Origin of the sequence: Mycobacterium innocens, from assembly GCF_900566055.1 — a bacterium.
In the GTDB taxonomy this organism is placed as follows: Bacteria; Actinomycetota; Actinomycetes; order Mycobacteriales; family Mycobacteriaceae; genus Mycobacterium; species Mycobacterium innocens.
Map to the genome: position 1 here is coordinate 18,729 of NZ_UPHQ01000221.1, position 23,473 is coordinate 42,201.

Annotated in this window: 23 protein-coding genes and 2 pseudogenes; 7 read left to right on the forward strand and 18 right to left on the reverse strand. The window is 66.9% G+C overall.

Going from position 1 to position 23,473, the window contains the following annotated elements; genetic code table 11:
- Nucleotides 1–4: 4 nt before the first annotated feature.
- The 3 genes from EET03_RS20985 (at nt 5) to EET03_RS20995 (ending at nt 3,211) form a co-directional block, all read left to right on the forward strand.
- Nucleotides 5–1,426 carry a class II fumarate hydratase gene (locus tag EET03_RS20985; protein ID WP_075545027.1) on the forward strand — a complete coding sequence of 474 codons (1,422 nt, stop codon included), beginning with the start codon at nt 5–7 and terminating at the stop codon, nt 1,424–1,426.
- Between the two features lie 95 nt (nt 1,427–1,521).
- The gene (locus tag EET03_RS20990; RefSeq protein ID WP_099193711.1) at nt 1,522–2,484 is read left to right on the forward strand and encodes a hypothetical protein; all 963 of its coding nucleotides are present in this window, start codon (nt 1,522–1,524) and stop codon (nt 2,482–2,484) included.
- A 31-nt stretch (nt 2,485–2,515) separates the two neighbouring features.
- Complete coding sequence (locus EET03_RS20995) at nt 2,516–3,211, forward strand: hypothetical protein (protein WP_136625737.1); 696 nt, start codon at nt 2,516–2,518, stop codon at nt 3,209–3,211.
- A 172-nt stretch (nt 3,212–3,383) separates the two neighbouring features.
- Here the strand turns inward: EET03_RS20995 and EET03_RS21005 are convergent, their stop codons facing one another.
- The 5 genes from EET03_RS21005 to glyA all read right to left on the reverse strand — a co-directional run bounded on the left by EET03_RS21005 (nt 3,384) and on the right by glyA (nt 9,627).
- Nucleotides 3,384–4,835: an adenylate/guanylate cyclase domain-containing protein gene (locus EET03_RS21005; protein WP_075545054.1), complete on the reverse strand. Its 1,452-nt coding sequence runs from the start codon at nt 4,833–4,835 to the stop codon at nt 3,384–3,386.
- 49 nt (nt 4,836–4,884) lie between these two features.
- Nucleotides 4,885–5,760, reverse strand: coding sequence for a polysaccharide deacetylase family protein (locus EET03_RS21010; protein WP_075545024.1), 876 nt, complete (start codon nt 5,758–5,760; stop codon nt 4,885–4,887).
- 136 nt (nt 5,761–5,896) lie between these two features.
- The gene (gene phoH2, locus EET03_RS21015; RefSeq protein WP_063470905.1) at nt 5,897–7,198 is read right to left on the reverse strand and encodes an RNA 5'-3' helicase PhoH2; all 1,302 of its coding nucleotides are present in this window, start codon (nt 7,196–7,198) and stop codon (nt 5,897–5,899) included.
- Between the two features lie 223 nt (nt 7,199–7,421).
- Nucleotides 7,422–8,249 carry an acyl-ACP desaturase gene (locus tag EET03_RS21020; RefSeq protein ID WP_075545023.1) on the reverse strand — a complete coding sequence of 276 codons (828 nt, stop codon included), beginning with the start codon at nt 8,247–8,249 and terminating at the stop codon, nt 7,422–7,424.
- Between the two features lie 97 nt (nt 8,250–8,346).
- Nucleotides 8,347–9,627, reverse strand: coding sequence for a serine hydroxymethyltransferase (gene glyA, locus EET03_RS21025; RefSeq protein WP_075545022.1), 1,281 nt, complete (start codon nt 9,625–9,627; stop codon nt 8,347–8,349).
- Between the two features lie 311 nt (nt 9,628–9,938).
- Between glyA and coaA the strand changes: the two genes are divergently transcribed.
- Complete coding sequence (coaA, locus tag EET03_RS21030) at nt 9,939–10,877, forward strand: type I pantothenate kinase (RefSeq protein WP_075545021.1); 939 nt, start codon at nt 9,939–9,941, stop codon at nt 10,875–10,877.
- A gap of 40 nt (nt 10,878–10,917) precedes the next feature.
- Here the strand turns inward: coaA and EET03_RS32495 are convergent.
- The 7 genes and pseudogenes from EET03_RS32495 to EET03_RS21065 form a co-directional block, all read right to left on the reverse strand.
- A pseudogene (locus tag EET03_RS32495) lies at nt 10,918–11,490 on the reverse strand (PE family protein); the annotation flags it as partial.
- Between the two features lie 172 nt (nt 11,491–11,662).
- Nucleotides 11,663–12,076 (reverse strand): hypothetical protein, encoded by a 414-nt coding sequence (locus EET03_RS21045; RefSeq protein WP_075545019.1) that lies wholly within the window; start codon nt 12,074–12,076, stop codon nt 11,663–11,665.
- Between the two features lie 171 nt (nt 12,077–12,247).
- On the reverse strand, nt 12,248–12,559 hold the full coding sequence (locus EET03_RS32500; protein WP_279637728.1) for a methyltransferase: 312 nt from the start codon (nt 12,557–12,559) through the stop codon (nt 12,248–12,250).
- Nucleotides 12,560–12,587: 28 nt separating this feature from the next.
- Nucleotides 12,588–12,818 (reverse strand): annotated as a pseudogene (locus EET03_RS32505) (methyltransferase); the annotation flags it as partial.
- A 21-nt stretch (nt 12,819–12,839) separates the two neighbouring features.
- Complete coding sequence (locus EET03_RS31845; protein ID WP_244232468.1) at nt 12,840–13,136, reverse strand: methyltransferase family protein; 297 nt, start codon at nt 13,134–13,136, stop codon at nt 12,840–12,842.
- A gap of 180 nt (nt 13,137–13,316) precedes the next feature.
- Nucleotides 13,317–14,687, reverse strand: coding sequence for a hypothetical protein (locus EET03_RS21055; RefSeq protein WP_075545053.1), 1,371 nt, complete (start codon nt 14,685–14,687; stop codon nt 13,317–13,319).
- Nucleotides 14,688–14,934: 247 nt separating this feature from the next.
- Entirely contained in the window at nt 14,935–15,723 is a 789-nt protein-coding gene (locus EET03_RS21065) for a (2Z,6E)-farnesyl diphosphate synthase (protein ID WP_063470907.1), read from the reverse strand.
- Between the two features lie 155 nt (nt 15,724–15,878).
- Between EET03_RS21065 and trhA the strand changes: the two genes are divergently transcribed.
- A complete protein-coding gene (gene trhA, locus EET03_RS21070; RefSeq protein WP_075545018.1) occupies nt 15,879–16,619 on the forward strand; it encodes a PAQR family membrane homeostasis protein TrhA in 741 nt (246 codons plus the stop codon).
- 11 nt (nt 16,620–16,630) lie between these two features.
- On the opposite strand, the gene EET03_RS21075 is transcribed toward trhA, so the two are convergent.
- Genes EET03_RS21075 through mca form a run of 4 tightly spaced genes read right to left on the reverse strand, consistent with a single transcriptional unit; the run spans nt 16,631 to nt 20,195 of the window.
- On the reverse strand, nt 16,631–17,014 hold the full coding sequence (locus tag EET03_RS21075; RefSeq protein ID WP_075545017.1) for a nuclear transport factor 2 family protein: 384 nt from the start codon (nt 17,012–17,014) through the stop codon (nt 16,631–16,633).
- Between the two features lie 13 nt (nt 17,015–17,027).
- Nucleotides 17,028–19,040: a thioredoxin domain-containing protein gene (locus tag EET03_RS21080; RefSeq protein WP_075545016.1), complete on the reverse strand. Its 2,013-nt coding sequence runs from the start codon at nt 19,038–19,040 to the stop codon at nt 17,028–17,030.
- On the reverse strand, nt 19,027–19,326 hold the full coding sequence (locus EET03_RS21085) for a hypothetical protein (protein ID WP_075545015.1): 300 nt from the start codon (nt 19,324–19,326) through the stop codon (nt 19,027–19,029). Before EET03_RS21085 ends, EET03_RS21080 begins: the two co-directional genes overlap by 14 nt.
- On the reverse strand, nt 19,323–20,195 hold the full coding sequence (gene mca / locus EET03_RS21090) for a mycothiol conjugate amidase Mca (RefSeq protein ID WP_075545014.1): 873 nt from the start codon (nt 20,193–20,195) through the stop codon (nt 19,323–19,325). Before mca ends, EET03_RS21085 begins: the two co-directional genes overlap by 4 nt.
- 117 nt (nt 20,196–20,312) lie before the next feature.
- Here mca and EET03_RS21095 point away from each other — a divergent pair, with 117 nt between their 5' ends.
- Together EET03_RS21095 and greA are read left to right on the forward strand one after the other, a co-directional pair.
- The gene (locus EET03_RS21095; RefSeq protein WP_075545013.1) at nt 20,313–20,747 is read left to right on the forward strand and encodes a DUF4307 domain-containing protein; all 435 of its coding nucleotides are present in this window, start codon (nt 20,313–20,315) and stop codon (nt 20,745–20,747) included.
- A gap of 227 nt (nt 20,748–20,974) precedes the next feature.
- Nucleotides 20,975–21,469: a transcription elongation factor GreA gene (gene greA / locus EET03_RS21100; protein WP_036392673.1), complete on the forward strand. Its 495-nt coding sequence runs from the start codon at nt 20,975–20,977 to the stop codon at nt 21,467–21,469.
- 37 nt (nt 21,470–21,506) lie between these two features.
- Here the strand turns inward: greA and EET03_RS21105 are convergent, their stop codons facing one another.
- Entirely contained in the window at nt 21,507–22,673 is a 1,167-nt protein-coding gene (locus tag EET03_RS21105; RefSeq protein ID WP_075545012.1) for a cystathionine gamma-synthase, read from the reverse strand.
- A gap of 82 nt (nt 22,674–22,755) precedes the next feature.
- The coding region (locus EET03_RS21110) for an RDD family protein (RefSeq protein WP_136625738.1) at nt 22,756–23,473 on the reverse strand (718 nt) is incomplete at its 5' end.

Genomic DNA, 23,473 nt, shown 5'->3' on the forward strand with positions numbered 1-23,473 from the left:
ATCAATGGCCGACAGTGCCTCTGATAACGACACCGACTACCGCATCGAGCACGACACCATGGGCGAGGTCCGGGTGCCGGCGAAAGCGTTGTGGCGCGCGCAAACCCAGCGTGCGGTGGAGAACTTTCCGATCTCCGGGAGGGGCCTGGAGCGCGCCCAGATCCGTGCCCTGGGGCTGTTGAAAGGCGCGTGCGCGCAAGTGAACAAGGACCTCGGGCTGCTGGCGCCGGAAAAGGCCGACGCCATCATCGCCGCGGCAGCCGAGATCGCCGACGGTCAACACGACGACCAGTTCCCCATCGACGTCTTCCAAACGGGTTCGGGCACCAGCTCCAACATGAACACCAACGAGGTGATCGCGAGCATCGCCGCCGCCAACGGGGTCACGGTGCACCCCAACGACGACGTCAACATGTCGCAGTCGTCCAACGACACCTTCCCAACCGCAACCCATATCGCGGCGACCGAGGCCGCGGTCTCTCATCTCATCCCGGCCCTGCAGGTGTTGCACGATGCGCTGGCGGCCAAAGCTCTGGAGTGGCAGACGGTGGTGAAGTCGGGCCGGACCCACCTGATGGATGCCGTCCCGATCACCCTCGGCCAGGAGTTCAGCGGATATGCCCGCCAGATCGAGGCCGGCATCGAAAGAGTGCGCGCTACCCTGCCGCGGCTGGGCGAACTGGCGATCGGCGGCACCGCCGTCGGCACCGGCCTCAACGCGCCCGAGGGCTTTGGCGTCAAGGTGGTCTCAGTACTGGTGGCTGAGACCGGCTTGTCCGAATTGCGTACGGCGGCAAACTCGTTCGAAGCCCAGGCCGCCCGGGACGGATTGGTCGAGGCATCCGGCGCGCTGCGCACCATCGCGGTGTCGCTGACCAAAATCGCCAACGACATTCGCTGGATGGGATCCGGCCCGTTGACCGGGCTGGCCGAAATCCGGCTGCCGGATCTGCAGCCGGGCAGCTCCATCATGCCGGGCAAGGTGAATCCGGTTATCCCCGAGGCGGTTACCCAGGTCGCCGCGCAGGTGATCGGCAACGACGCCGCGGTGGTCTGGGGTGGCGCGAACGGCGCCTTCGAACTCAACGTCTACATCCCGATGATGGCCCGCAACATCCTCGAGTCGTTCAAGCTGCTGACCAACGTGTCAAAGCTGTTCGCGCAGCGGTGCATCACCGGGCTGACCGCCAACGTCGAGCACCTGCGTGAGCTGGCCGAGTCGTCACCGTCGATCGTGACACCGCTGAACTCGGCCATCGGCTACGAGGAGGCGGCCGCCGTCGCCAAGCAGGCGCTCAAGGAGCGAAAGACGATCCGTCAGACCGTCATCGATCGTGGCCTGGTGGATGACAAACTCTCGATCGAGGAGCTCGACCGCCGCCTCGACGTGTTGGCGATGGCCAAGGTCGAAGCGGCCGACGACTAGCCCGGTCGATTCCGGCGTCACGCGGATCTGCGGTGACGCGAATGCACGGCTACCTTGGTTGGGGTAGTCCCTGAAAGCGAGGGTGGTTCAGCAAGATGACGGCTCCTCCGGGCGGCCCATACGGACAAGATCCGAATCAGTATGGGCAGCAGCCCTATTGGGGTGGCCAGCCGCAGGGCGGCCCGTACCCGTACTCACCGGGTGGCCCGTACCCCAACCCTCAGGGGACGGATCCCTACGGCGCGGCCCCCTACCCGCCCCAGCAATATCCGCAACCCGGCCAGCAATATCCGCCCGGCTGGCCCCCGGGCCAGTACCCGCCCGGACCACCGCCGAAGCCGCCCGGCTCGAAGGTGCCGTGGCTGATCCTCGCCGGCGTCGCGCTGGTGGGCGTGATCGCTCTGGTAGTCGTCCTGGTAGTGGTGCTCAACCACCGCGACAGCTCGACCACGGCCGGCTCCCCGGGCCCCTCGGCGACGACGAGCGCCCCGACCTCCCAGCCCAACGGTTCTCAGCAGACCGCGACCGACTGCACGCCCAACGTGTCCGGCGGCGACAAACCCGACGACGGCACGATCAGCGCCGGCAAACTGTCGTTCCCGGCCAGCGTGGCACCGGGCTGGGCGCCGTTCTCCGACGACCAGAGCCCTAACCTGATCGAGGCGGTGGGCGTCGGCCAAGAGGTGCCCGGCGCCAACCAGTGGATGATGCAGGCCGAAGTCGCGATAACCAACTTCGTCTCCAGCATGGACGTCGGCAAGCAAGCATCGAAGCTGATGCAATGTGTGGCCAGCGGCCCGGGCTATTCGCAGTCCCAGCCCAGCCTGGGGCCGACGAAGACGTCGTCGGTCACGGTCGACGGAGTCAAGGCCGCCCGGGTGGACGCCGACATCACGATCGCCGACACCTCACGCCACGTGAAGGGTGACACCGTCACCATCGTCGCGGTGGACACCAAACCGGTCACCATCTTCATGGGCGCCACACCCATCGGCGACGCGGGCTCGGCGGCAACGATCAGCAAGGTCATCGCCGCGCTGAAGGTGTCGAAATCGTGACGAATCGGGCCCGCGCGTCCATACTTCCGATATGGCTCGACCAAGAAGCAAGTGCTGCCTCGCGTTGGCGGCGGTCTTGACGGTATTGACCTCGGCGTGGGCGGTCATCTCGGTGCCCGCGGCCGCGGTGCCGGCGACACCCAGCGGCGAGATATGGCAATGGGCACTGGGAAAAAACATGCTCACCGACCCGACGTTGCGGGACTACCTCAACTCGGCGCCGGGCGGACCCGGACGGGTTTGCTACGGCGACCCAAAACTCTGTCAACAGTCAACCCCCGACCCGCAGGATATCCGCGCCCTGACCGATATCGTCCGAGTCCCCAACGAAGGGTTCGGGCTGGTTCCTGACGAACACGCAACCGTGGTGGGCGTCGTGTTGTACAACGACATCCGCGAACAGAAATACCTTTACCGGGGCAAACTCCCCGAAGGATGGACCTGGGACAGTACCGCCACCGACGTCGGAGCCGTCTTCGGCGCACCCAACATGGTGGCCGGCTTCGAGCAGCAACCCTACATTCCGATCGCTTTCAAATACCAGACAGCCGATCGTCTCTACGATCTGCGGGTCGAATTCGCCGCCACCACAGCCGATGAGCTGCCCGGCGCACACATGCGCACCATCGCGGTCAGCCAGGCTCCGGGCGCCCCCGCCAGCCAGGCCCCGGTATCGACGAGTTCGCCCGCACCGGCGTCGACGACGACTCGTCCCCCGAACGCCTAGCTACCGGTCGCACTCGCACATTCGTTGGCGGTCGGTCTGTCATGAGCCCAGCGTTCACCCGACAAGCGTCGAGATCTACGTCCGCGCGGAAAATCACGAGAACGTGGGACGCTAACGTCGATCTCGGCGCAAGGACCGCGATCCCCACCCCCGACGAACTTAGGGGTGACCACTAAGCATCGCCGACGGGCGCCGAGATGTGCGTGGCTTCGGAGCGGCCACGCAGCACCGCGGAATAGCACTCGGCCCAGCGTCCACGCTCGTCCTCGTCCGCGCGCTCGACGGCCGCCGCCGAGCACAGGATCCGCCGGTCCGATGTTTTGGCGAGATCGGCCAGCCGCGCGGCTTCATTGACGGCGTCGCCGATAACGGTGTACTCGTGCCGGTTTTCGGCGCCGACATTGCCGGCAAACACCCGTCCTGCCGACACGCCGATCCCGAAGTCGACCACGGGCAGCTCATGTAATCGGCTCGCCAGCGCACGTGCCGTCGCCAGCGCCGCCGACGCCGGTTTGCTCGTGCGCAGCGGCGCTCCGAAGATCGCCAGCGCCGCATCACCCTCGAATTTGTTGACCAGGCCCTGATATTCGTCCACGGCGTCCACGACTATCCGGAAGAAGTCGTTGAGCACGTGAGCCACCTCTTGCGGCGGACGATTTTCGGCCAGCTGCGTCGAACCCACCAGGTCGATGTAGAGGACTGCGGCCTCCACCACGTCGCCCGACAGCGACGAGCCCTCTTCGATGGCCCGGCGGGCGACGTCCGTTCCGACGTACCGGCCGAAGAGGTCACGCAGCCGCTCCCGTTCCTCAAGCCCGGCGACCATCCGGTTGAATCCGGTTTGCAGTCGCCCTATTTGGGAACGTTCGTAGGCGCCGACGTAGGTCGCGATGTTGCCGTGCTCGACCTGCGCCATCGCATCGACGATCTCGTCGAGCGGATCGGAAATGGATCGCGACGTCAGGATCATCGTCGGCAGCCCAAGCAGCAGCGCCGCCAGCGACACCACCAAGATGGGCACATCCATCGATGCCGACTCCTGAATCAGCCAGCCATAGGACCGCAGCACGACAAAGGCGGCGATCACCCCGATCGGGATCGCGCTGCACAAAAACCACAACAGGACCAGTCGCGCCAACACGCCGGGGACCGCCAGGCGCGGCTGACATCCTCGGGTGGCCACTCCCATGATCGGCCGCAGGGTGCGTTGTGCGAGCAGCAAGCCGGTGCCCGCGGCGGCGGGTCCACCTAGCAGCACACCGAGCAGAATGGGCAGCAATATCTTGGCGCCGTCAGCATGATTGATCAGCATCAGCACCGAGCCAGACGCTGACCAGGCACCTACCAAGATGGCCGACTGGCGGCCGCCGAGCTTTATCGCGGCCTCTCGCTGCCGCGGGGTGGGCTCGTCGCCGGGGACGAACCACCGCAGCGTGGGAGCCAGGAGGAGAACACCACCCACCGCGACGCCGACCGTCCCCAATACGACCAACGCTGATACCAACGCCATGTTTTTCTCGGCGAAGTCGACGTAGGTGTGGCCTCTCAGCGGAATCAAGACGGCCGAGGCGTCGAGAACTGCGAGGACGTAGGCGATGGCGAGGCCGAGCGCATAGTGAGCCAACAACCTGCGGGCGCTTGGTGGATGCGCTTCGGCTGCGGAGGCGCGAGCCCTACGCACCGTTGTTCGGCCCGCCCGAGTTTTGGCCGGGAATGTCGGTGATCGGGAAGTTGGGCATCGGCTTGGGCGAGGGGGTATTGGGCAACGACGGGATGTCGGCGGCCGGGATGTCGTGCAGTTCGTTGACGGGTGGCCCGTTCTCCCTGCTGCCGTAGCTGCTTCCGGGCGCGCGCGGCCCGAGCAGCTCACTGACCGTCACCAGCCGGTAGCCGTTGGCCTTGAGCACCGGGATGAACTGGTACACCAGGTCGACGGTGCTGGAGTAAGTGTCGTGGAACAGCACCACCGAGCCCGGCTTGATCTGGGTCATCAGCAGGAGCCGCGTTGCCGCCGTGTTGGAGTCGTTGGCCCAGTCGAAAGGAATGACGTCCCAAAGGATTTCGGCTTGGCCGAAGGTGGCGGCGGTGCGCCGCACCGCGTCATTGGACAGGCCGCCGGCCGGACGGTACAGCGTGGGCGTGCGGCCGGTGGCCGCGGTGATCGCGTCGTTGGCCCTGGCGAACTGGCCGGCGATGTCCTCGGGTGGGATCGTCGTCATGTTCGGGTGTTCCCAGGTGTGGCTGCCTATCTCCATGCCGGCGTCGGCGATGCGCTTGGCGCCCGCCGGGTTGGCCGCCACCTTGTTGCCGATCAGGAAGAACGTCGCCTTGGCGTCGTTGTCCTTCAGGATTTGCAGCAGCCGGTCGGTGTAGGGTCCCGGCCCGTCGTCGAAGGTCAGCGCCACACACTTGGCCACCGAACAATTGAGGTTGTCCGCGCGGGTGACGTGACCGGTCAGCCCGCCGATCACCAGCACCGCGACGGCCGCCACGACACCTATGACCGTGCGCCAGTAGCGCCAGGCCTGGTTGTCGGGTCGTTTGGGCACCTAGGAAGTTTACCGGGCGTCGAGTGTGCGCTCGCGGCGTCGAGCGGGTACTCAGGGCGAAATCCGCCGGATTTCGCCACCCTGGGCGCACAACCGAAGCCCAGGCCGCACACTCACTACCCGGACATGAGACCCGTCAGCGCGGCCCGGTGATTTCTTCCAGCATCTCGGTGACCAGCGCGGCGATCGGGGACCGTTCACTGCGCAGCAGCGTGATGTGGGCGAACAGCGGATGACCCTTGAGCTTCTCGATCACCGCGACGATCCCGTCGTGGCGCCCGACCCGCAGGTTGTCGCGCTGGGCGATGTCGTGGGTCAGCACCACCCGCGACCCGGTGCCCAGCCGGGACAGCACGGTCAGCAGCACGTTGCGTTCCAGCGATTGGGCTTCGTCGACGATCACGAACGAGTCGTGCAATGAGCGGCCCCGAATGTGAGTCAGCGGCAGCACCTCGAGCATGCCCCGGGACAGGACCTCGTCCAGCACGGCCGGGCTGGCCAGCCCCTCGAGCGTGTCGAAGACGGCCTGAGCCCAGGGGCCCATCTTGTCGCTCTCGCTGCCGGGCAGGTAGCCCAGCTCCTGGCCGCCGACGGCATACAGCGGGCGGAAGACGACCACCTTGCGGTGCGTCCGGCGCTCCAACACGGCCTCCAGACCCGCACACAACGCCAGCGCCGACTTTCCAGTGCCGGCCTTACCGCCCAACGAGACGATGCCCACCGACTCGTCGAGCAACAGGTCGAGCGCTACCCGCTGCTCGGCGGACCGGCCGCGCAGCCCGAACACTTCACGGTCACCGCGAACCAGCTGGACGCGTTTGGCCGGGTTCACCCGGCCCAGCGCATGCGAACTCCCGCCCAGCAGCCGAATCCCGGTGTGGCAGGGCAGGTCCCGGGCTTCGGCCAGGTCGATTTCGCCGTCGGCGAACAGAGTGGCGATCTCCTCGGCAGCAGTTTCGATCTCGCGCATCCCCGACCATCCGGAGGCGACGACGTCCTGCGCGTGGTACTCGTCGGCGGGCAGGCCCACCGCGGCAGCCTTGACCCGCAAGGGGATGTCCTTGCTGACCAACGTGACTCGCCTGCCCTCGGCGGCGAGATTGGCGGCACAGCTCAAGATCCGGGAGTCGTTGCTGTCGGTCCGGAAGCCGGCGGGCAGCACCGCCGGGTCGCTGTGGTTGAGTTCGACATGCAGCGTACCGCCTTGGGTACCAACCGGAATGGGTTGATCCAGGCGTCCGTGCTCCAGCCGGAGATCGTCGAACAGCCGCAGCGCCTGGCGAGCGAACCAGCCCAACTCGTGGTGGTGACGCTTGGCCTCCAGTTCGCTGATCACCACCAGCGGAACCACCACCTCGTGTTCGGCGAACCGACTGCACGCCCAGGGATCGGACAGCAGCACAGAAGTGTCGAGCACATACGTCCGGATATCGGTCACGAAACGCTCCTCGAGCGAATGACGCTCGCGCGAACCCACACGAGCGTGTCGGCGCGGGCCGCGGCACCAGGACCGGGGCCGGTCCTGCCGTTGTAGTGACGGAAGGTGCCGCCCTGGCAGCAGAGCATGTCGCTGACCATCGACTGCGACGCTACTCCGGTGACGACACTCCCGCAGGACAGGCGCGCCGACGCACTCCGTAGAGGTCGGGGCTAGCCGTGGGCTAGCCGGTGACGAACTGTTTGAGCGCGGGCTCGTCGGCCAGACCCCAGGCGGTGATGCGATCGGAAATCACCTGCCGCCGCTGCTGCGGACCGAAGATCCCGGCGTCGGCCACCTTCTGCACCTTGTCCTGGTAGGCGTCAATGTCGCCGCCGACGACCTCGAGGTCGGCAGCGCGGGCCGCGATCGCGGCGATCGTCTCGTCCCGGGAGTAGTCGAGGCAGTGTGTGACCAGGTTGGCGAAGAACAGCTCGTGGCGCGCCTCGTCCCGGGCGATCCGGTCGATCAACCCGGCCAGGATCGGCTCTTCGATCTGTGCGGCCAGATTTTGGCAGAACACGGCAAGGGAGCGCTCGTAGAACGCCATGTAGACCAGGGTCTCCACTTGCGTGTACTTGTCGGCGCGGTAGCCCTTCATGACGTGCTGGACGCGGACTTCTTCATTGGCGACCGGGTCCACCTCGCGGGTCACCACGAGGTATTCGCGCAGCGCGATGGCGTGCAAATGCTCTTCCGCGGTCCACCTGCCAAGCCAGCGGCCCCACCACTCCTCGAGGATGAAGTGCTCGACCAGCTCGCGGTGATGGCCGGCCAGGTTGTCCTTGAGGGTCAGCAGGATCTCGCAGGCGTCGGTGATAACCCGCGGCAACGTCGCCTGGGACGGATCCCAATCCCGTCCGCCGAGAAAGGCGAAGTTCTCGCCCCGGTCGAACGGAACGTAGTCGTGGGCGAACCAGATGTCCTCGGTCTCAAGATGTCGAGCCATGTTCTCTTCCACCACAGGCTCGAGTTCCAGGGTCAGCGCATTAGCGACAGGTTTCTGTGCCATGCAGTAACTGTAACCCGACGACACAGGTTTCGTGAAATTGGGCTGCGCGTGTCGTGGCTTACCCGCGCGATCACGCTGACAACTGTTTCGCCGCAGGCTAGCGACCTGCCAGGCTCCAGTCCTCAAGGCCCTCGTAGAGCGGAAATTCCCTGGCCAGACGGGTCACCCGGGCGCGCAGCGCCGGGACATCGGCAGCGCTGCCGTCGGCCAGGGCGGTAGCGATCACGTCGGCGACTTCGTTGAATTCGGCATCGCCGAACCCGCGGGTCGCCAGCGCGGGCGTTCCGATCCGCAGGCCCGAGGTCACCATGGGCGGGCGGGGGTCGTTGGGCACGGCGTTGCGGTTGACCGTAATTCCCACCTCGTGCAACAGATCCTCGGCGGCCTGGCCGTCCAGTGGAGAGTTGCGCAGGTCGACCAGCACCAGGTGGACGTCGGTTCCACCGCTGACGACCGAGACACCGGCCTTGGCGACATCGTCACCGAGCAGTCGTTCGGCGAGGATCCGGGCACCGGACAGGGTGCGCCGCTGGCGGTCGGCGAACTCGGGGGTGGCAGCGATCTTGAGGGCGACCGCCTTGCCCGCAATCACATGCATCAACGGTCCGCCCTGCTGGCCGGGGAACACCGCCGAGTTGATCGCCTTGGCGTACTCCTGCTTGCCCAGGATCATGCCGGAACGGCCTCCGCCGAGCGTCTTGTGCACCGTGGTGGAAACCACGTCGGCGTGCGGCACCGGCGACGGATGCAATCCGGCGGCAACCAAACCGGCGAAATGCGCCATGTCCACCCACAACTTCGCGTCGACCTCGTCGGCGATGGCGCGAAACGCCGCGAAGTCGAGAATCCGGGGATAGGCCGACCAGCCGGCGATGATCACCTTCGGGCGGAATTCCAGCGCCTTGGCGCGCACCACGTCCATGTCGATCAGGTGCGTCGTGGGATCCACACCGTAGAACCCGTTCTCGTACAACTTGCCGGAGAAGTTCAACCGCATGCCATGGGTCAGGTGGCCGCCGTTGGCGAGGTCCAGACCCAGCAGCCGCTCCCCCGGCGACATCAGCGCGGCCAGGACCGCGGCGTTGGCCTGGGCGCCCGAATGCGGCTGCACGTTGGCGAAATCGGCGCCGAACAGCGCCTTGGCCCGGTCCCGGGCGATGTTTTCCACCACGTCGACGTGCTCACAACCGCCGTAGTACCGCCGGCCCGGCAGCCCCTCCGCATACTTGTTGGTCAACACGCTGCCCTGGGCCTGCAACACCGATCGCGGCACGAAATTCTCCGAGGCGATCATCTCTAAGGTGTCTCGTTGCCGGCCGAGTTCCTTGCCCAGCAGCTCTGCGATATCGGGGTCGACGTCGGCCAGCGGGGCGGACATGACCGAGCTGGTCTCAGGGGCCCTTACGTGGGCAGAAATACGGGCGTCAGGTGCGGCAGTCACGGGCGCCAGTCTATCGAGGGCGCCGCTTCGCGGCTGATCGTGTTCGGCGCACCCGATCCCCTGATCTCCGTGGCTACCGGAGGTCTCACCTGTCAGGCGGGTAACCGGGTAACGACCTGCCCACCCGTCGGCGACCTTGTCCGCCGGGTCCGGTCGTCGCTGATAGCCGGGCACTTCGCCTCAGCCTTGCCGCACGCGTTACCCGGCCCAGCCGTCAGACCCGCGTCGATCCCTGCAAGACTGACACCATGCCACGGCTTAGCGAGCCGAGCCCGTATGTCGAGTTCGACCGAAAGCAATGGCGCGCGCTCCGTATGTCGACCCCACTGGCCCTCACCGAAGAGGAATTGGTCGGCCTGCGTGGTCTGGGTGAGCAGATCGACCTGTTGGAAGTCGAAGAGGTGTATCTGCCTCTGGCCCGGCTCATTCACCTTCAGGTCGCCGCCCGTCAGCGGTTGTTCGCCGCCACCGCCGAATTCCTCGGCGAGCCGCAACAGAACCCGGACCGGCCGGTGCCGTTCATCATCGGTGTGGCCGGCAGCGTGGCGGTCGGCAAGTCCACCACCGCACGTGTGCTACAGGCGCTGCTTGCCCGCTGGGACCACCATCCGCGGGTGGACCTGGTGACCACCGACGGCTTTCTCTACCCCAACGCCGAGCTGGAGCGGCGAAGCCTCATGCACCGCAAGGGCTTTCCGGAGAGCTATAACCGCCGGGCGCTGATGCGGTTCGTGACCTCGGTGAAATCGGGCTCGGAATATGCGTGTGCGCCCGTGTATTCACATCTGCACTACGACATCATTCCCGGGGCCAAACACGTGGTCCGCCATCCGGACATCCTGATCTTGGAGGGGCTCAACGTCTTGCAGACCGGACCCACCCTGATGGTCTCGGACCTGTTCGACTTCTCCCTCTACGTCGACGCGCGCATCGAGGACATCGAGCAGTGGTACGTGTCGCGGTTCTTGGCCATGCGCAGCACGGCGTTCGCCAACCCGGAGTCACACTTTCACCACTATTCGGCGTTGTCCGACCCGCAGGCCGTGGTCGCGGCCCGCGAGATCTGGCGGTCGATCAACCGGCCCAATCTCGTCGAGAACATCCTGCCGACCCGGCCGCGTGCCACCCTGGTGCTGCGCAAAGACGCCGACCACTCGATCAACCGGCTGCGGCTGCGCAAGCTGTAGCACGGCCCCGTGTCGAGCCGGTGCCGAATCAGACCGGCGATGCGCCGCGGATTCCGTGCTTGCCGAACAGCAGCCCGCCCGTGCCGCCCTCGCCCCCGATGCCACCATTGGAGCCGTTGCCGCCGTTACCGCCGTCGCCGATCAGGATGGCGTCGACGCCGGCGCCACCAGGCTGGTCGGGCCCGCGGTTTCCGCCGTTACCGCCGTTGCCGAACAGCGGCCCACCAGGGCCCCCGGGCTGCCCGGGTCCACCGTTGCCGATCAGCGGCCGCCCCAGCAACGCCTGGGTGGACGCGTTGATCGCATTGAGGAGGTTCGCTCGACATTGGCGGCCTCGGTGCTGGCGTACGCGCCCACGCCGGCCGTCAAGGCCTGCACGAGCTGTGCATGAAAACCGGCCACTTGCGTACCGAGGTTCTGATAGGCCTGCGCATAGCGCATAGGCGGAAAACAGTGCGGCGACGCCGGCCGGCACCTCGTCGGCGGCAGCCGCCACCAGGCCGGCCGTGGGGGCCGCCGCAGCCGCGTTGGCCGCGCTGATGCTCGAACCGATACCGGCCAAATAGGTGGCCGCCGCGGCGATCATTTCCGGACTCGCGATCGCGAAAGACATGGCTGCCTCCAAGCTCCGCACCTGAATCGCGTCGGCTACCGGCAAATGACCGGAAATTGGAGCGTATCGCCGCCGGAAACGGGGTCTTCCGCTGTTGCCGAAGGCGCCGCCAGAATGGCTGACGCGGGGCGTCCACGGCATACAGCGGCGCCCCGCGGCAGCAACACGGCGATTAGGCCGCCAGCCGGCGCACCCCCAGGTACTGCAGACCGGCGAACAACGCCGTGTACCCGCCGCTGGCCAGGGTCGCGGCCACGCCAACGGCGGTCATGGGCACCAGCTCGGCGGCCACAACGGCGGCCAGGGTGTAGACGATGTTGCCCACGACGACGCCGATACCTGCCCGGCGCAGGTTCGGCAGCGCGGCAAGGCCGAACACCACCAGCCCGTAGAGCACGAAGAAAGCGCCCATGCTGTATTCCTGGCCGGACGTCAGGCCGGTCATCTTCGAAATCGGGTCGGCGGCGACGGCGACGGCCAAACCCAGCAGTCCCGTCAACGTGGCGTCGGCACGCATCGCGAACCGCAGCAGTGAGTCCGTCGAGTCGTACAGGGGCCGGATTGTCGGATCGGAAAGAGCGGTCATGCCATTACTCCTTGGCTGTGTGGAAGGCGGTTTGTCGAACAGGTTTCACGGTGTCGCCCAAGCACTGCCAGATCGACGCATGGCACTGCCAGCCACTGCCATCGACGGGCCAAGTTCACACGGCGATGCCCTCGATCAGGCTGTATGGCGAGGCGGTTGCCACCACCCGGGTCATGCGAAAGCTCGCGCGCCCCAGGAGTCGGCCGTACTCGTCGGGCGTTCGCGCGCGTCCGCGAGCAGCAACATCTCCAGGTCGATCCATTTACCCTGCTCGATGAGCAAGACCTTTGTGCCCGGACCCGCCGCCGAACGGACGTTGCGAAGGACTCGCACCGCGTCGTCGTAGGGCCAGTCGTGGATGATGTCCTTGAGGACGTAGGCGTCGCCGCCGGTCGGTATCTCGTCGAAGAACGAACCAGCTTCGATCCGAACCCGGTCCGCTACCCGGTGTTCGGAAAGCAGGTCGGGCTCCGGCAACCACATGGCCAAGGTCGAACAGGATGCCACGTGCCTGCGGCGCCGACGTCAGGATCGCGGTCAACAGCCGACCATGTCCGCCACCGACGTCGACGACGGTGCCGCAGTCGCTGAAGTCGTAGGCGGCGACCACCGGCGCGATCGACGGTTCCGACGGACTTGTCATGGCCTGGTTGAACATTTCGGTGAGCGCCGGTTCGCTGGCGAGATAGTCGAAGCACGGTTTGCCACGCAATGCCGCGACGATGGTGTGGCCGCTGCGCACCGCATCTGTGAGCCGGCTCCACTACTCTCGATGAGCAGGAGCGCCGACAAATCGAGCCATCCCGGCCAACGACACGTCAGCATCGCTGCGAAGAACATCCGCCAGCGGAGTCAAGGCATAGCGGCCGTCACGGCAGCGGCGCAAGATGCCGCGTCCGATCAAGGCCCGCAGTAGCCGGCTGACGGCGTCGGCGTCGGTGCCGACGGCTGCCGCGAGTTCCTCGGCGGTCAGCGGCCCCTTGGCGAGCGTGTCGGCGATACCGAGGTCCGCGGCGACGGTGATCCCCTGAGCCGCCCACGCCTGCAGGATCATTTTCATCAGCGCGACGGTCCGGAACCAGGCCGCGATGCAGTCGACCGAGGTGATGCCGCACCGTCTCGACGATCCGCACGACCCTGGCCGGCGGAAGCTTTGCTACCGTGACTAACCCTTTTCGGCCCTACCCAACCGCGTTCGAAGCTCAGGACGCTGAGGATGGTACGCCGGCCAGCGCCCGGGCTAATCGCTGGGAACGGTGACCCGCCCGCGCAGATCGGCGGCGATAAGCCGAGCCGCAGCGTTCTGCCAGTTGTGCAATGAGCGCTGCGGCACCTCGGTGACCAGCCACTGCCAGGCTTGGCGGGCGGTCGCATCCAAACCGGCAGCGGTGGCGTTTTGCGCGTAGGCGCGCACGCCCACGACGTAGGGGAAATACAGCGAGTTGTAGTAACGCCAGTGTTCGGTGGTTCCGAAATCGCCGGCGTCGCGCGGCTTGAGCCGGGCAATGCCGTCGGCCAGCACGGCCTTGAGTTCGTTGGCCCGCTCCAAAGGATGGTCGGGTGCCCCGCGTGCGGCCAACCGCTCATCGATCACCGGCAACGCGGTCAGCGGGCTGGCGACGAGCTTGGTCAGATCGCCGTAGTGGCCCAGCGCCCGGCGGGTGAGCCGGACGAAGGTGTCGTCGTCCATGTCGGCGAGGGGGTTCACCGACCGCAGCGGCAAACCCGCCCCGGTATGCCGCAGCGCGGCCCGGTCGGCGCGCAGCGTGGGCGACTGGGAAAACGCCAGCCGATCCAGCAGCCCGGCCAGCGGATCGGCGAGCACCTGCACGATGATCGCGATCGCCAGGCTGGTGAAAAGCAGCACCGTCAGCGCGGTCTGCGCCGTCGGCTCTGTGCGGGTCACCGCCAAACCGATCAGCGCCTGGCCGCCGAACAACACCGCCACCGCCAGCGTGCCGAAAAACGAGCGCAGCATGTCTGCCCGCAACGCCTGGCCCTCGTCGAAGGCGTCCCACAGGGCAACCGCCACCCCGAGCGCCAAGACGTCGAAACCCGTCGACGCCAGAGCCAGCCAGCTGGGCACCAGGCCCAGCGGTATGACCAGGATGGCGTTGGCCAGTGCGAAGAACAGGGTTGCCACGATCACCACGCCAATGACGGGGGTCGGCTGCGCGGGCCGCAGCACCGCGACGACCATCGCCCCGAGAGTGGACGCGGATATCACCGCCAACATCAACAGGTGACCGGCCCGCAACGGGCCGGTGACGCCGCCCGCCATCGTCGCGCCGAACAGGGTCAGCGCCGCGACACCGCCGATTAGCACGAGCTCCCGCGTGCAGGCCCGCCAGCTGTCGCACGGCCGGGCCAGCTCAAGGAGCACCGCCAACCACGCGACGCCGGGGACGGCGACGAGGTAGATCTCCAGTCGGCTCAGCAGCTGGGCGTGCACGACGCTGGTCGCGCGCACCGCATCCAAGGCCACCACCAGCGCGAAACCGCACAGTCCGGTCGCCGCCAACACCAGCACCGGCTTGCGCGGATCACGGGCGAGCAGGTATAGCCCCAGCCACAGGCTCAGCGTGAACACCGCCGCCGACAGCGCAGCCATGCATCCAGTTTGGCACGGGTCCGATTCGTGCCGACCCGCTGCGCCCGCCTCCGCCGCGCTTGCGATCGGCACGGGTCCGATTCGTGCCGACCCGCTGCGCCCGCCTCCGCCGCGCTTGCGATCGGCACGGGTCCGATTCGTGCCGACCCGCTGCGCCCGGTCCTCCGCCGCGCTTGCGATCGGCACGGGTCCGATTCGTGCCGACCCGCTGCGCCCGGTCCTCCGCCGCGCTTGCGATCGGCACGGGTTACTTGCCGTACCGCCGATGGCGCTGGCTGTAATCGCGCAGGGCGCGGAGAAAATCGACCCGGCGGAACGCGGGCCAGTGCGCTTCGGTGAACCACATCTCCGAATAGGCGCTTTGCCACAGCAGGAAACCGGACAGGCGTTGCTCGCCCGAGGTGCGAATCACCAAATCCGGGTCGGGTTGGCCAGAGGTGTAGAGATTTTCGGAAATGCCGTCTTCGGTCACCGCGTCGACCAGCTCCTCGGCGCTGGCGCCGTTGGCCAATTCTTTGCTCAACAACGCCCGAACCGCGTCGACGATCTCCCGGCGCCCGCCGTAGCCCACCGCGACGTTGACATGGAACGACGCCGTCGCAGGGGTCGACTCCACCGCGTCGCGCACCCGGCGGGCCGGCTCCTCGCCGATCAGTCCCAGATCGCCGACGGTACGCACACTCCAGCGGTTGGCCGGGGCGCAGATCTCCTCGACGACGTCGGTGATGATCTCGATCAGTCCGGCGAGCTCGTCGGGATCACGCTGCAGGTTCTCGGTGGAAAGCAGGTAGACGGTGGTCATCTCGATGCCGGCGTCCTGACACCACCGCAGCATCTCGGCAATCTTGGCGGCACCCATCCGGTAGCCATAGCTGACGTCCTCGTAACCCGCGCTGCGCGCCCACCGGCGGTTGCCGTCGCACAGCACCGCGATGTGTCTCGGCAATTCGGACCGGGTGGCGGCCAGACCCTGCCGCAGCCGAAGCTCGTAGATCCGATACAACGGCTCTTTGAGCCGCGGCGGGATGATCTCCACGAGAATCCAGACTACTGTGACGGACATAAGATTCCGGCTTTGATCCGGGCCAAAATCACCGCTTGCCCGCCCACGTCGTAACCGTCTTCGAAGACCAACCCGACTAGGGTGATTGTGACGGTTACCGGCAATAACACAACGGGGAGATGGGAGACATGAGCAGCCAGGCCAGCACGGCTACCGCCGCAGCACCTGAATCACACGGGTTTACGCCGTCCAATGCTGCCCACCACATCGTTGAGGGCGTTACTCGGGCCCTGACCAAACCCCGCTTCCGGGGCTGGATCCACGTCTACTCGGCCGGTACCGCGGTTTTGGCCGGGGCGTCGCTGGTCGCGGTCTCGTGGGCCGTCAGTTCCACCAAGGCCGGGCTGGCTACGTTGGCCTACATCATGGCCACCGTGGTGATGTTCACCGTCAGCGCCACCTATCACCGAGTCAACTGGGAATCCGCGTCAGCTCGCGCCTGGATGAAGCGGGCCGATCATTCGATGATCTTCGTGTTCATCGCGGGCAGCTATACGCCGTTTGCGCTGTTGGCCCTGCCGGGCCATGCCGGGCGGGTGGTGTTGTCGATTGTGTGGGGTGGCGCGATCGCCGGGGTGCTCCTGAAGATGTGCTGGCCGACGGCGCCGCGCTGGGTGGGCGTGCCCCTCTATCTCCTGCTGGGCTGGGTGGCCGTCTGGTACACCGCGACGATCCTGCACAACGCGGGGGTGACGGCGCTAGTCTTGCTGTTCGTCGGCGGCGTGTTGTACAGCATCGGCGGCATTCTCTACGCGGTACGGTGGCCAGACCCGTGGCCGTCGACGTTCGGCTATCACGAGTTCTTCCACGCCTGCACCGCGGTCGCGGCGATCTGCCACTATATCGCGATGTGGTTTGTGGTGTTCTAGTCAGCAGCGCGCTAGAGCCGGGTGACGTCGTCGGCCGACCAGTACGCCTTCATCGTGGTGACCTTGCCGCGGTCGTCGAAAACCATCACCTCGATGGGCTCCACCCGCATTGCGTTGTCGTGCGCCGTCACGGTCAGCCGAAACTGGAACGCCGCCTCGTTGCCGGAGACCCTCAGAGACACCAACTCACATACCCGCTCGAGCCCGGCGATCGCCGAGTAGAAGCCGCGGATTGCCTTCGTGCCGATGTGCACCACCCCACCGACGGGATCCTCGAGAGTGGCGTCGGCGGCGTAGAAGCTGACCAAGTCCTCGACGCCGCCGTTGTTGAGCACCGCGATGTAACGGTGGACGGTGTCAGCGATCGCCTGGGCTCTGTCGGTGCGGTCCGGCATGGGGGGCACGCTACTATCCCGGCGGTCGCAGCGCGGCGCCGAGTTCGTCTGAGCTGGTCACCGGCAGGTCACAGACTCGTCCCCGGCACACGTAGGCCGCGTCGGCGCCACCCACCCGGTCCCGGTCGATCAGCAGCGCCGACGAGCCCACCCGGCCACCGATGACGATCGCCCCTCCGGGCGCGAGTCGGCGAGCGGCGGCCAACAATGGTGACTGCGGATCGGCACACGCGACCGCGATCTGCAGCGGCCCGCGCACCGCCGCCTCGGCGACCGACAGCCAGTGACCCGCCGACCGGGGCGCCCGGGCCAGCAATACCGAATGTTCGCGCAGCGTGTCCGTGGCCGCCTGCAAATACCGCTGGGCGCGGCCCGGCTCGACCAAGTGCGCGGCGGTCAGCAACGCCTCGGCGATCGACGACGCGCCGGACGGTGTCGCCCCGTCCAACGGGTCGGCGGGCCGCAGCATCAGTTGCTCGGCATCGTCGGCGGTGTCGAACCAGCGGCCCGGATGCTGCAGGTCGGCAAAGTGCTGCAACGCGGTGTCGAGCAGGCCGCTAGCCGCCGTTAGCCAGGCCGCATCGGAGGTCAGTTGGTACAGCGCCAGCAGACCGGTGGCCAGCATTGCGTGGTCCTCCAAGATGGCGGCGCTGTCGCCGACCACCCCGCCCAGGCTGGCACGCCGCAACCGGCCATCAACCACGTGCAAGTCCAGCAGCGCGGCCGCGCAGCGCTGCGCGGCTTGCACCAGTTGTGGCTCCGGCAATGCCGCGCCGGCCTCGGCCAGCGCGGTGACGGCCAGCCCGTTCCAGGAGGTGACGACCTTGTCGTCGCGCCCCGGCTGGGCACGGCTGAGCCGGGCCGCCAACAACGCGCCCTTGATCCGCTCGAAACGCTGCCGGTCGTCGGGGTCCCTGGGTAGCTGCAGCACCGAGGCCCCATGTTCGAAGGTGCCGGATCGGGTGACCGCGAAAACCTCTGCCGCCCAACGCCCGTCATCGGCGCCGAGCACCTCGGTCAGCTCCGGGGGGGTCCACACGTAGGTGGAGCCCTCGCGGCCGTTGGCGTCGGCATCCAGCGACGACGTGAACATGTCACCGTCGGCCAGCTCGTCGAGCAGGAACCGCGCGGTCTCGGCGGTGATTCGGCGGGCCAGCGGATCCCCGGCGCGGCGGGCCCAGTGTGCGTAGGCGCGCAGCAGCAGCGCGTTGTCGTACAGCATCTTCTCGAAATGCGGTACCACCCAAGCGTTGTCGACGCTGTATCGGGCGAAGCCGCCGGCGAGTTGGTCGTAGATGCCGCCCCGGGCCATCGCGGTGCCGGTGCGCGACACCGCCTGAAGCGCCGCCAAGGAACCGGTGCGCTCGTAGTGTCGTAGCAGCCCCTCGAGCAACGCCGACGGCGGGAATTTTGGTGCCCTGCCCCAGCCGCCGTAAGCCGTGTCCTGGTCACCTAGCACCACCGCGACGGCGTGATCGCACAACTGCGGCGCAACGTCCGGCCCGCCGCCGGGCAGGCCGGAGGCCATCGAGCGCAGCTCGCCGGCGATATGGTCCGAGGCCTGCTCGACCTCGTCGCGGCGCTGCTCCCAGGTCTCGGATATGGCCGAAAGCAGTTGCAAAAAAGCATCTTTCGGGTAGTAGGTGCCGCAGAAGAAGGGCCGGCCGTCGGGGGTGAGGAAACAGGTCATCGGCCAGCCGCCCTGCCCGGTCAGCGCGACGGTGGCGTTCATGTAGACCGCGTCGATGTCCGGCCGTTCCTCGCGATCGACCTTGATGCAGACGAATCCGGCGTTCATCGCGGCGGCCACCTCGTCGTCCGCGAAGGATTCGTGGGCCATCACGTGACACCAGTGGCAGGCGGCGTAGCCCACCGACAGCAGGATCGGCACGTCGCGCGCGGCCGCCTCGGCCAGTGCCTGCGGCGTCCACTGCTGCCAGTGCACCGGGTTGTCGGCGTGCTGACGCAAGTAAGGGCTGGTGGCTGCCGCCAGGGTATTGGTTCCGGACGGATCAGCCGGGGTCATCGGCGGGTCCCGGTGGTCGCGCGGATCCCTTACCGTCGGTACCGGGCGGCTCGTCGGGAGTGACCGGGTCGGTGCCCTCGTCGGCAGCCTGGTCGGGCTCGGGGTGCTGGCGGTCGAACGATTCGGGAACCTTTTTCAGTTGCCGGTTCATCGATCGCACCAGGAACAGCGTGGCGACCACCAGTAGCACGATGACCAGCAGCCCCACCGGACTGGCCTTGCCGAAATCGGGGCCGTGGTTGCGGGGCGCATCGTCTGCAATCACGCTGAGCAAAAGCCGGTTCACTGCTCCGGCTCGATCCCGGCGAACAACTCCGTCTCCGGCAGGCGGACGGGAACACGCGAGCGCGCCAATTCGAATTCCTCGGTCGGCCATAGCTCCTGCTGCCAGGACAGCGGAGCGGCGAAGAACTCGGCGTTCGGGTCGATCTGGGTGGCGTGTGCGCGCAGCGCGTCGTCACGCTGAGCGAAGTACTTCGAGCATTCCACCCGCGTCGTTACCCGGCAGGCAAAGGGATCGTGGTCGGGATGCCAGTGCTCGAGCCACTTCGCAAACGGACCCTCCTGGCCGCGCTTGATGAACTCCTCCTGCAAAATCCGCACCCGCTCCCGCAGAAAGCCGTGGATGTAGTACAGCTTGGACACCGTCCACGGCTCACCGGCATCCGGGAATCGACGATAGTCGCCGGCCGCCTCGTACGCGCCGATCGAGATCTGGTGGCAACGGATGTGATCGGGATGCGGGTACCCGCCGTTCTCGTCGTAGGTGGTGATGACGTGCGGCCGGAATTCACGGACCACCCGGACCAGCGCCTCGATCGACTCCTCCAGCGGGACCAGCGCAAAGCAGCCTTCGGGCAGTGGTGGTGGGGGGTCACCCTTGGGCAGTCCGGAGTCGACGAAGCCTAACCAGGTGTGCTCCACGCCGAGGATCTCGGCAGCCTTGGCCATCTCGTCGCGGCGGATCTCCGAGATGTGGCCATGCACGTCGGGCAGGTCCATCGCCGGGTTGAGAATTTCGCCGCGCTCGCCGCCGGTCAAGGTCACCACCAACACCCGATGGCCCTCGTCGGCGTAGCGGGCAAGGGTGGCCGCACCCTTACTGGACTCGTCGTCAGGGTGGGCGTGCACCGCCATCAACCGCAGTTCGCTCACGTGCTCCCTTGTTCCGGTGCCGGCCGGCCGGTCTGCTGCTCGCCCGGTTGCGACCCTATAATTTCAGTCTCGATCGTTCCATCCTGCGCAGCCAGGCCTCCCGCCAACCATCCAGGTATGAAACCAGTACCCGTTTCCAGTCCCGAAGCCCGCTACGGGCGCGCACGGCTGTCCAGCCGGTCTCGGCGCCGCCTGGCCATCACCTTGTCGGTGGTGGTCGTGGCGGCCGGATTGGCCGTGGCCTTCATCGCCTACCAACGGATCGGCACCAGTGCCGTCACGGGCTCGCTGGCCGCCTATCGGGTGATCGACAACGAAACGGCATCGGTGACGATCAGCGTGACCCGCAAAGACCCGTCGCGACCCGTGGACTGCATTGTGCGGGTTCGCGCCCACGACGGCAGCGAGACGGGACGGCGCGAAGTGCTGGTGGCACCGTCGGATCAGAACACCGTGCAGGTGACGACGACGCTGAAATCGAGCAAGCCGCCGGTGATGGCGGACATATATGGTTGCGGCACAGACGTGCCCGCATACCTGCGCTCGTCTTGAGACGCATCTTCCGGCTCATCGTGAGCCGAACTGCGCAGATGCCGTCATCGAGTGTTTGCGCAGTGGTAACATTGGTGGATGCACGGTCCTGCTTTGGACCGTGTATTGCTGCATTAACGGCCGTGAGCAAAACGGCGTGACAGCAACCGGGGCGGGAACCCGCACACCGGCAGCGGGATTAGCACCTTATGCGAATACGCATAAGAGAACGCAAGGAGCGCGACGAGATGACGGATACTCAGGTGACCTGGTTGACCCAGGAGTCACATGACCGACTCAAGGCCGAGCTCGATCAGTTGATCGCGAATCGTCCGATCATCGCCGCTGAAATCAACGACCGCCGCGAGGAAGGTGACCTGCGCGAAAACGGCGGGTACCACGCCGCTCGCGAAGAGCAGGGCCAGCAGGAAGCTCGCATCCGTCAGCTACAGGACCTGCTCAGCAATGCCAAGGTCGGCGAAGCGCCCACGCAGTCGGGGGTGGCCCTGCCCGGTTCGGTCGTCAAGGTCTACTACAACGGCGACGAGTCCGACACCGAAACGTTCCTGATCGCCACCCGCCAGGAGGGCGTCAACGACGGCAAGCTCGAGGTCTACTCGCCGAATTCACCGCTGGGCGGCGCGCTGATCGACGCCAAGGTCGGTGAGACCCGCAGCTACAAGGTGCCCAACGGCAACACCGTCGAGGTCACCCTGGTCAGCGCGGAGCCGTATCACTCGTAATCCTGGCGCCCCAGCGTCCGGTAAGCCGTCGGCATGCCTAGCCGAGCGCCTGCTCTAGATCGCCGAGCAGGTCGGTGATGTCCTCGATGCCGACCGAAAGTCGCACCAGATCGTCGGGAACCTCGAGCTGCGAACCAGCCGTCGACGCATGGGTCATGGCGGCGGGGTGTTCGATCAGCGACTCCACCCCGCCCAGCGATTCGGCCAGGATGAAGACCTCGGTGTTGGCGCACAGATCCCGGGCGGCTTCCCGCCCCGCTTTCATGCGCACCGAGACCATGCCGCCGAAGCCCCGCATTTGCCGCGCGGCGACGTCATGCCCAGGGTGGTCCGGAAGTCCCGGATACAGCACAGTGCCGACCGCGGGATGCTCGGCGAGGAATTGAGCTACGGCACCAGCATTTTCGCTGTGCCGTTGCATCCGCAGTACCAAGGTCTTCAGCCCACGCATGGTCAGGTAGGCGTCGAATGGACCCGGCACGGCACCCGCCCCGTTCTGCAGGAAGCCGAACGCCTGGTCCAGCTCCTCGTCGTTGGTGACCAGGGCACCGCCCACGACGTCGGAGTGCCCGCCGATGTACTTGGTGGTCGAGTGCAACACCACGTCGGCGCCCAGCGTCAACGGCTGCTGCAGGGCGGGCGACGCGAACGTGTTGTCCACCAACACTTTTGCGGAGCTGTCCGCGCCCAGCTGGACGATCGCGCCGATATCGGCGATCGACAGCAACGGGTTGGTCGGTGTTTCCACCCAGATCAGCCGGGTGCGCGGAGTGATCGCACCGCGCACCGCATCCAGATCGGAAAGCGCCACCGGTGTGTACTCGACGTTCCACCGGGTGAACACCTTGTCGATCAGCCGGAAGGTGCCGCCGTAGGCGTCGTCGGGGATGACCACGTGGTCCCCGGGTGACAGCATGGCCCGCAGCGCACAGTCGGCGGCGGCCATCCCGGAGCTGAACGCCCGGCAGTGCCCGCCCTCCTCGACGGCGGCCAGCGACGCCTCCAAGGCGGCCCGCGTCGGGTTGCCGGTGCGAGCGTATTCGTAGCCGCCCCGCAGTCCGCCGACACCGTCCTGGGCGAACGTACTGCTGGCATAGATCGGAGCGTTGACGGCTCCGGTTGCCGAGTCGGGCCGGTAGCCGGCGTGGATGGCTTTGGTGGCTAGCCCACTGAACTGGTGATGCCCCCGGCGGTCGTCATTCATCGGTGGCCAGCCTAATAGCAAGGCGCTACCCCGGGCCGTCGCGTCACGACCGGGATAGCGCCTTGCCGAGTCGCTGCCAGGGTCAGACCGGCAGGCAGACCGTGGTCATGATCTTGTCGGCCAGCGTCTGTCGCTTGGCGTCCCACAACGGGAACAGGAAGCCGACGTAGCAGATGATCGCGTCGACAAAGTGTGCGAGTTGGCGTACTAGCGACATCCCGAAGCCCAACGGCTGACCGGTGGTTTCGCTGACCACCTTGAACTTCAGCACCGACTTGCCGATGCTCGATCCGGTGGTGCCTTGGCGGTAGCCGTAGTTCCACACCCAGTAGGCCAGTATTGCCAGCGACGCCAGCCCCTGCGCCAGCACACCGATGATCGAGTCCTGCACGTAGCAGTACTGGCTCACGTCGTACTGATTGACGCTGGTGACGCACGACGACTGCTGGGTGACCAATGCGATCACCCAACCGATGCCGTAGACGACGACGACTGGAGCGGTGTCGATGAGGAAGGCCAGTACCCGGGTGATCCACGGGGTGTAGGACTCCGTCGGCTCAGAGCGGATCGCCGGCCCGGGCGGCGGCGGCGCGTAGCCGGCGGCCGACGGAGGCGGCGGTGGCGGATAGCCGCCCTCTGGCGGGGGCGGCGGTGGCGGATAAGACCCGCCAGGCGGCGGAGGCGGCGGGTAGGAACCGCCGCTCGGCTGCGAAGGCTGGGACGGTGGCTCAAACCCACCGGAGGAGCCGGGAGGCGGTGGCGGTGGGGGGTAAGACCCGCCGGGGGGCGGCTGATCGGTC